The 6,906-nt window shown below is 64.1% G+C and carries 5 protein-coding genes; 4 read left to right on the plus strand and 1 reads right to left on the minus strand.

From position 1 onward, the window contains the following. Window positions 1–3: 3 nt before the first annotated feature. The 4 genes from JW929_06295 (at window position 4) to JW929_06310 (ending at window position 5,677) form a co-directional block, all read left to right on the plus strand. Window positions 4–1,626, plus strand: coding sequence for a hypothetical protein (locus tag JW929_06295; GenBank protein ID MBN1439005.1), 1,623 nt, complete (start codon window positions 4–6; stop codon window positions 1,624–1,626). A 6-nt stretch (window positions 1,627–1,632) separates the two neighbouring features. Beyond that, window positions 1,633–2,595, plus strand: a complete 963-nt coding sequence (locus JW929_06300; protein ID MBN1439006.1) for a glycosyltransferase family 2 protein — start codon at window positions 1,633–1,635, stop codon at window positions 2,593–2,595. A 64-nt stretch (window positions 2,596–2,659) separates the two neighbouring features. Beyond that, window positions 2,660–4,621, plus strand: a complete 1,962-nt coding sequence (locus JW929_06305) for a hypothetical protein (GenBank protein ID MBN1439007.1) — start codon at window positions 2,660–2,662, stop codon at window positions 4,619–4,621. Window positions 4,622–4,903: 282 nt separating this feature from the next. Then, entirely contained in the window at window positions 4,904–5,677 is a 774-nt protein-coding gene (locus JW929_06310) for a class I SAM-dependent methyltransferase (protein ID MBN1439008.1), read from the plus strand. Here the strand turns inward: JW929_06310 and JW929_06315 are convergent. Beyond that, window positions 5,669–6,427, minus strand: coding sequence for a glycosyltransferase family 25 protein (locus JW929_06315; protein ID MBN1439009.1), 759 nt, complete (start codon window positions 6,425–6,427; stop codon window positions 5,669–5,671). The genes JW929_06310 and JW929_06315 overlap by 9 nt on opposite strands. Between the last annotated feature and the right edge of the window lie 479 nt (window positions 6,428–6,906).

Here is a 6,906-nt window from a genome sequence, read left to right on the forward strand (position 1 = left end):
TCTATGGCGAAATCCCAGGCCAAGCAAACCGGTTCTTCCGCATCCTCCTGGCGCGGATCGGAAGCCCTGATAACCCTCGGCCTGCTGATATTCGGAATCCTCTGCCAGCTGCCGGTCCTCACCGACCGGTTTCCGGGATTGGACGACAGCGGATACCTTTTCGACGGGGTCCGGTTGGTGGAGCAAGGCGCGTTGATGCCCCTGGGAAGCGGGCCGCTGTCCGGAATCCTCAACGGGATCCTGTACCTCTTCTTTCCCCGCGACCACATGCTGCTCGGGTACGTTTCCATGATCCGCAGGGTTCTGTTGTTGGTCGGGATCATGGCCGCCTCCGGGATCGCGGGCAGGGCCGTCGGCGGGCGTGGATGCGGCTGGGCGGCGATGGCGATCACCGCCTTCGCCCGTCCGGTGACGACCGCCTTGATGGTGACGGCGGATTCGCTGTATTCCGCGCTGGCCGGCTTGGCATTCGCGGTCCTGATCGCCGGATGGATCCCCGAGCGGCAGGGAGTCCGCCGGATCTCGGGCGCGCGCTGGACCGCCGCCGGCTTGCTTATCGGATTCTCGGCGCTCGCCCGGTTGGACGGCGTGATCTTAGGATCGGCGCTGGTTCTCTGCGTCTGGTTTTTCAGGGGAAGAAACAAGCCCGCGGCGCGCGACTCGCTGGCCTTCGGCGTCGCTTTTCTCGGGCCGGTTCTGGCGTATTTCCTCCTGTTCGGAATCGTCCGCGGCTCCTGGGATCCGCAGATTGGGCAGCGGAGCTACCTGGCGTTCGAACAGGGGCACAACTTTTTGTATACCGACCGCTACGAAGTCATCCCGTCGCCCAGTTCGGCCGACCTCTACGGGACGGCCGAGGAAAATGGAAACAGCGTCCTGCGGGCGATCGCCCGCAACCCCGGCGCGTTTCTCGCCCGCCTTCCGCGGACGGCGGCCAACGCAATGCGGATGTTCAACGACGCCTACAGCATCCTGGGCGGGGCGATGTTCCTTTTTCTGGCCGCCGGAGGGGCGCTGGCGCTGTGGAACGGTGAAAAGCGCGCGGTGTGCGGATTGGCGGCTTTGTGGTGTCTGCCGCTTCTCGGGTACGGCTTGGCCTCCTACCGCCCCGGTTTCTTCGCGATGCTCTTTCCCGTCCTGCTGGCCGTGGCGGCCGGCGGGGCCGTGGCGGCCGTTCCGCGATGGAAGGCGCTGATCCAATCCGACCAGGCTTCTCCGGCCGCGGTTTGGACGCTGGCGGCGCTGGCCATGCTCTCCGCCCAGGCGGCGTTCGCCAAGGATCAGTACGGCGCGTGGGGAGCGCGGAGGGAGATGGAGGAGCAATACCAGGCTTGGTTGACCGAGCTCTCCGAGCAGGTTCCGCGCGGCGAATGCGTGATCGCTTACAACGCGGCGGACGCCGTCTATTCCAACCATGAGGTCTACGGGCATTGGCAGTTGTTCTACGAAGCGGGCGACGCCGAGGCGTTGCGGCGGGCGATGCGGGAAGCCGGGTGCCGCTATCTGGTGGTGGACGACTCCCTGCGCTCCCTGGCGCCCGATTTTGTCCCGATCGCGGAAGGCGCGCTGGAGGAAGTATATGTCAGCCGCGACGGATCGCGCACGGTGCTGATATTAGAGTCCTGATCCGCCATGCCCTCCCCCCGGATCAGCGTCATCATCCCGTTCCTCAACATGCATGCCTTCCTGGCCGAGGCGGTGGAATCGGTTTACGCCCAGACGCTTTCCGATTGGGAGCTGATTCTGGTCGACGACGGCTCGGAGGACGGGAGCGCCGCGCGCGCGCGCGAGTATGCCCGCCGCGATCCTTCCCGGGTCCGCGCGCTGCCGCCGGGGCCGGGCGACGCCCACGGGGCGAGCGCGGCGCGCAACCGCGGATTGCGTTCGGCGCGCGGGGAATTCATCGCCTTCCTCGACGCGGACGACATCTGGCTGGAGCAAAAACTCAAACGGCAGGCGAAAATCCTCGACGAGGCGCCCGAGGCGGCGATGACCTTCGCCAGGGTGCGGTATTTTTTCAACGATCCGAAAGCGGGGGAGGGGTGGGATCAGCCCTTCGAGCCGCTCGAGGACCGAGTCTACTTCCCTCCGGAGTTGACCCTGGCCTTCCTGCGGGACGCCAACATCTATCCCTGCCCGACGGCCACCCTCATCCGGCGGTCCGCGCTGGAAAAGGTCGGTGGATTCGAAGAGCGGTTCCGCAAAGTGCGGACCGACATGGCGGTGTGGGCTAAGCTCAGCCTGAGTTTTCCGGTGCGGGCGGATTCGGCCTTCGTGGCGCGCTACCGCCAGCACGGGCAATCCTCGGTGGCGCAGGTGTTTGGGGATCCGGAGGCGCACCGCAGGAACGAATTGGATTTTTGGGGCTGGCTGCTCGAATACCTCTCCGGACTGCCACGGAAGCTGCGCCGCGAACCGGAGGACCTGGTTTGCCGGCAGATGCTGAGGCTGATCCTTTCAGAGGTGACGAAAGGCCGGCCAATGAATCCGTTGGTTTGGCGCTGGAAAATTCTGCGGCGGATTTGGCACCATCCGGCATTCCGGCGGGAAGGACGTTGGATCCGGATCCTCCTCCACCGCGGACCGTTCGGATAAGCGGGCGCCTTTCCACGGCGCCAACCAAGCAGAAGGGGAAATCTTGGGATCAACCGAGGCCGGCATGAAATCCACCGCTGCGGGCAAAAACCGCACTCCGATCGTTCCGAAGCCCCTTTCCGAAAGAATGTTACGTCTTCCGGAAGGCCTCCGCGGCGCGCGGATCCTTCCGCCGCGGGATGTGCTGTTGGACCTGATGTTGATCCTGGCGGCGGGTACCTTCACCTTGCTTGTGCATTTTCAGGGTTGGCGAAGCAGGGAACTGCTCAACCTCGACATGCTCCCCTATTATTACGGCGCCCGGGAATTCCTGAGCGACGGGAAGCTCCTCGAGCGGGGGGAAATTTCCAGCTACAACTCCTACAACCCGCCGGGGACTTGGTATTTAATGATCCCGGGGATGTTGTCGACGGGCGATCCGCGCCTGCAGACGTTCGCCGGCACCGAGCTCTTGTTATACGCCACGTTGATCTTCCTCTACCTTGCGGCGCGCGAGCTTTCCGGACGCGCGGTGGCCCTTGCCGCCGCGCTGGTGTTCGCGCTCTCGCGCTTGGGATTCATCGGCCTGTGGCCGGTCGGCCACCCGGTCTTTATCGTCGCGCCGCTATATTTCCTCATCCGCTGGGTGAAGCGGCGCGAATCGTGGGCGCTCGGAGCCGCGCTGGCGGTCCTCGCCTTCGGGTTGTACGTGGACCTGGCGATCCTACCCTTCCTGTTTGTCCTTCCCGCCCTGTGGCTGGCGTTCCGTCCGCCGCTCGGATGGAAAAGCCTTCTGCTTTCGGCCGCGTTCGGCTTGCTGGTGTGGTTCCCATACCTGCGGTTCGAGGCCGGACGCGGATTTGTCGATCTGGCTTCCCTGCTCCTGCTCCGGCCGGCGGAAACGGTCTGGGAGCCGACCGCCGCCGATCCGATCTACTGCTACGCCGCGATGCCCGGCGAAAACGACGAACCGAACGACATCTATCTGCCCTACGCCGGGGGTCCGGGGGTTGAGGAACGGGTGGTGTACCCGCTCGGCGGATGGAAAAACCAGGCGGCCTACCGCATCTGCCGGACCTTGTTAAACATCGACCGGAATTTCGACACCGACCTGTTTTCGCTCGGTGCGAACCGCACGCTCAACGCCGCGATGTGGTGGATTTTCTTCGCCGGTTGGGCGGCGCTCGGGTGGGGCGTCCTAGGCCGCTGGCGGCCCGCGGAGCGGATCGCGGCCATCGGGCGCGAACAGGGGTGGATCCCCCTGGCGCTGGGGGCGGGCGGCGCGCTTTTCCTGTACCTTCTTTTAAACCCGGATTGGATCGCGCTGCTTTCGGCGGACGGATCGCTGGAAAGAAACATGGCGTTGGCCGTCGAGCAATTGCGGGGATTCGCCCCGTGGATCTGGCTGGGGGCGTTTGTGGGATGGTTCCTGGCCGGCCGGGCTTTAAAGAGGACGCCGGACCACGCGATCCTGCTGATCGCCTTCAGCCTGCCGTGGCTGGTGCTGGTGCTGCTGGCGGAGCCCGGAAGGCCCGAACGATTCTGGTTCATTTGGCCGCTGCAGGTCTGGATTGCGGCGCTCGGGATCCGCTGGGCGGCGGAACGATTCCGCCGCGCGGATCTTCTCCACGCGATTCTGACGGCGGCGCTGGCGGCGGCCTTGTTGCCCCTCCCGTTCTGCGCCGAGCGGTGGAACGCGCTCCGCGCTGAAGGATACTCCGGCGCCGACAACGATCAATGGCGGGTGGCGGAGTACCTAGCCGGGCGGGCCGGCGAGGGCAAGGATGCCGAGCTGTGGGTGGAGTATTGGATGAGCGATTCCTCCGCCCCGGCGGCTCCCGATTGCCGGGAATGCCGGATCATGGGCTGGTTCGATTACCTGCTCTCGGCGGTTTTCCGCGTCGAGAACGGCGCCGCATCGGGCGCCGCGCCGCCGGCCGCAGGCCATTGGCTGGTGGCGGACCACGGTCTCGGGGTGCCGGATTTCCTGCAGGACGAGGAGCCGGAAGCCGTCATCGGACATTATTGGATTTATTGGATTTTCTAACCGGTGTTGTAAGAGCCGGTCAAGCCCCGCCCCGCTTCCCCCTTTCGCGAATTCTTCGCGCCGAAAGAGCACCGGTGCTCATCGCTCAGGGGGCAGGCGCCGGAGCGGGGCCGGGGTAGCCTGCGCTCTCTGCGGGCGTATCGAGACCGGGATATTTACCGGTGGTTTCGATACGCCCCGGAAAATCGTCGGGGCTACTCAACCACCTTTCCACCTTGTTCAACACCCTGCCACAGGCGGCCGGGGTTGTCTTCATCTCCCTCATCCGGTAGGATGGAGGCCATGGCGAAACGCAATCCTCTGCGCGGCATTGCGCAATTCCTCTTCCGCACGGCGAACCGCTGGAAGTCCTGGCCGGCGGGGGTCCTTCCGCTGCCGGCCCGGCCGGCCAGTCGGAAATTCGCCTTCGACCGGGGCACGCCGATCGACCGGCGAATAATCGAGGCTTTTTTGGAAAGCCATGCGGCCGATATCCGCGGACGCGTGCTGGAGGTAGCCGACCGCGGGTACACCGAGCGTTTCGGCGGAGCCCGCGTCACCCGCTCCGACGTTCTGCACGCCGTCGTCGGCAATCCGGAAGCGACGATCATCGGGGACCTCGCCACCGGGCGCGGGCTGGTGTGGGGCGCCTACGACTGCCTGGTGCTGACCCAGACCCTGCACGTGATCTATGATATCCAGGCCGTTGTGGCGAACTTGCACCGCATGCTCAAACCCGGCGGAACCGCCCTGGTGACCATCCCGGGGATCTCGCAGGTCAGCCGCTACGACGCCGATCGCTGGGGCGATTTTTGGCGGATGACCCCGCAAGCGGCGCGGCGCCTTTTCGCCGAGGCCTTTTCCGATGAAGGCGTGGCGGTGGAATCCTACGGCAACGTGCGGCTGGCGGCCGCCTACCTCTATGGGCTGGCGGCGGAGGAAGTGGATCCCGGTGCGCTTAGCGAATCGGATCCGGATTATCCGTTGTTGGTGTGCGTTCGGGCGGTAAAGAAACCGGTTGCAGAACCCAAGGGGAAGCGGTCAGGACGCGGGCTTCGCGGAGGAAAATTAAAATAGCTTCAGGATTTTCTTTATCAATTGCGTGATCCCGAAAAACCGCAGAATCGCTTTCACGATGGATAGGAATTCCCGGAATTTCCGGACGGCGAAGCCGGGCCGCCGGATTTCCCCCCGGGCCCAGATGCTGCTGTCGAGCCCGCTGAGGATCACCACGCGGGGATATATCCCGTACGACACCACCCCGGTGATGTCCGTCCTCCAGGTCAGCCCATCGGCGGTGTGGCCGATCGGATACGCGTGATCGAGAAGTTTCTTCGCCCCCTCCCGCTTGAGCAGGTAGGCGCTGGCCCGGTCGGGGAGCTGCTTGTGGCGCGATGCCCGGTAGATGTCGGTGATGAATTCGCCGAAAGGTTCCTGCGGCGCGTCGGTCGAAAAATTGACCAGCTCCCAATCCTCCGGCAGCCGGCGGCGGCGCGCCAGGATGTCCGCCAGGGCTTTGCCGATCCACACGTCGTCCTCGAAAATCAGCGCTTCGGGGAGGTTCTCGCGGACGATACGCTCCCACATCCGCGCGTGGGAGAGCGCGCATCCGATCTCGCCGGGGACCAGTTCCCGCTTGGAAAACTTCAACGCCCGTTCCTTCGAATATTGTCTCCAATCCTCGGGCGAAAGGGACGCCCCGTCCACCGCTTCCACGACCGTGAAGGGAAGCCTCAGCGCGCGCAGCTGCTTGGTCATGAATTCAAGCCGCTGGGCGTCTTTTTTCAGGTTGAGAACCCAGATGGGAAGCGCGTCGTTTTCGGTCATCGATTCAAACGCATGGCCTCGCCTTCCGGCTTGGGATGCGGCCGGGGGATGTGGCGGTCATTATATACAAAAGGCGTCTTCGGAAAAACGGCTGAGTTGGCCGCTGCGTGCTAAAGAGTCCGGGCGGGGTTATTCTCCCGCGCTTGTCGGCAAGGAGATTGCCAAAAAAGCGGAAGAAGGGTGTTTTCAGATGACGCCTTGCAGTCGTGTCCTCGTCATCTCGACGTGGAATCCGCTGGGATCCAGGGTTTATACGACTGGATCCCCGGTAAACACACGCGGGCATGACGATCCTGGGGCAGCCGATGACCCTTTTGGGAAAGCCTCTTGACAGCGGCGGCAAAAAAGGCCGTCGGACTCATTCAGCGGCTTTTTTTATATAACAGGATGGCATCTGCTCAGCCTCAGTAATACTGAAATGAAATCCTGCTCTTTTCCATCCTCACCCCTATCCCCTAGCCCCTTCCCCCTCTCCTGGC

It is taken from the genome of Anaerolineales bacterium, from assembly GCA_016928575.1.
Taxonomy (GTDB): Bacteria; Chloroflexota; Anaerolineae; order Anaerolineales; family RBG-16-64-43; genus JAFGKK01.

Bases quoted from the DNA above. Each gene is read 5' to 3' on its own strand.
- JW929_06295 (MBN1439005.1), top strand. From the start codon at position 4: ATGGCGAAATCCCAGGCCAAGCAAACCGGTTCTTCCGCATCCTCCTGG.
- JW929_06300 (MBN1439006.1), top strand. From the start codon at position 1,633: ATGCCCTCCCCCCGGATCAGCGTCATCATCCCGTTCCTCAACATGCAT.
- JW929_06310 (MBN1439008.1), top strand. From the start codon at position 4,904: ATGGCGAAACGCAATCCTCTGCGCGGCATTGCGCAATTCCTCTTCCGC.
- JW929_06305 (MBN1439007.1), top strand. From the start codon at position 2,660: ATGAAATCCACCGCTGCGGGCAAAAACCGCACTCCGATCGTTCCGAAG.
- JW929_06315 (MBN1439009.1), bottom strand. From the start codon at position 6,427: ATGACCGAAAACGACGCGCTTCCCATCTGGGTTCTCAACCTGAAAAAA.